The following is a 1,508-nucleotide window of genomic DNA, read 5'->3' on the forward strand; positions in this document are numbered from 1 at the left end:
GGGGTGCCTCTATGTCCTTCGTCAAGTCCGGGGTGGTCATGCGGTGGCTGCCTCGGGCTGGCGTGGGTCGTAGAAGGTGCCGTCGCGGAGCATGGCGAACAGGACGCTGATGCGGTGGCGGGCCAGACGTAGGAGGGCCTGGGTGTGGGTCTTGCCGCGGGCCCTGCAGCGGTCGTAGTAGGTGCGGGAGGGGGGGTCGTGCAGGGCTGCGAACGCGGACAGGAACATCGCGCGTTTGAGCTGCCGGTTCCCGCTTCTGGGTGCGTGCTCGCCGTGGATGGAGGTCCCCGACGACTTGGTCGCCGGTGCGAGGCCGGCGTAGGAGGCCAGGTGGGCGGCGCTTGGAAACGAGGTGCCGTCGCCGACGGTGACCAGGAGGACTGCGGCGGTCCTGACGCCGACGCCGGGCAGCGACGTCAGGACCTGGGAAAGAGGGTGGGCCTCCAGGAGTTGGCTGATCTGGGCTTCCAGGGCCCGGCGTTGCTCGTGGACGGCCGCGAGGGAGTGGGCCAGGGACGGGATGACGAGGTCGAGGGTGCCGGTGCCCGGGACGACGACGGTCTGCTCGTCGAGGGCGTCGAAAATGTCGTCGACGAGCCGGGTGGCCATGCGCGGAGCCTTCGGGCGGATCAGCTCGACGAGTCTGCGGCGGCCGGCTTTGCGCAGGGCGGCCGGGGATCCGTGGCGTTCCAGCAGCCAGGTGACGGCCCGGTGGTCCAAGCGGGGCCCCAGGACGCGTTCCAGGCTGGGGTGGAACTGGGTGAGCAGGCCGCGTATCCGGTTGGAGGTGCGGGTGGCCTCGGCCGCGAGGTCCTGGTCGAAACCCACCAGGACGGTGAGCTCGGCGGTGATGGCGTCGGTCAGCTCCAGGGAGCGCAGGGTGTGGGGCATGGTGCGTGCTGCGTCCGCGATCACCGCGGCGTCCCTGGCGTCGGTTTTCGCCTCGCCCGGGTAGAGGTCGGCGATCCGGCGCATGGCAAGGCCGGGCAGGTAGGCGACCTGGCAGCCTGTGTCGCGGGCCACGGCCAGCGGCAGGGCGCCGATGGAGGCGGGCTGGTCCACGACCACCAGGACGGTGCCGAACTTCGAGGCGAGTTTGTCGAAGACGGCCCGCAACTTGGGCTCGCTGTTCGGCAGCTGCTTGTCGAAGACCTTCTTGCCGGCCGGGGTCAGCCCGTGGCCGTGGTGGGTGTTCTTGCCGACGTCCAGTCCGAGGAAGACGCCCACGCCGTCCGTGTCGATCACCATGCCCCCACGTTTGCTCGTTGCGTGCTGGCCTGGGCATCGGTGCCGTTCTCGCGCATCCACGTTATGCAGACCTGCCGCCCGCAGGTGGCCGGGCATTGCACCCGGCCGGGCGGCGGTCGGACCTCTCATCAGCGTCTCCGACGGCACCCCTCGGGTCCGGTGACACCACCCCCCAGGTCATCCGTTCGACAGGGGGCAAAAGTCATGCCGGACCCGGAGGCCAGCGGCCCTCTTGCAGGACCGCGAAAAACATAACGGGG

At 70.2% G+C, this 1,508-nt stretch carries 1 protein-coding gene; it reads right to left on the bottom strand.

Going from position 1 to position 1,508, the window contains the following annotated elements; translation table 11 throughout:
• Positions 1-36 precede the first annotated feature (36 nt).
• Complete coding sequence (locus K7G61_RS35815) at positions 37-1,248, bottom strand: IS110 family transposase (RefSeq protein WP_263985268.1); 1,212 nt, start codon at positions 1,246-1,248, stop codon at positions 37-39.
• Between the last annotated feature and the right edge of the window lie 260 nt (positions 1,249-1,508).

This window comes from Streptomyces sp. HPF1205 (assembly GCF_020400825.1).
Classification (GTDB): Bacteria; Actinomycetota; Actinomycetes; order Streptomycetales; family Streptomycetaceae; genus Actinacidiphila.

Coding starts and splice junctions, on each gene's coding strand:
- K7G61_RS35815 (WP_263985268.1), bottom strand. CDS start 1,248: ATGGTGATCGACACGGACGGCGTGGGCGTCTTCCTCGGACTGGACGTC.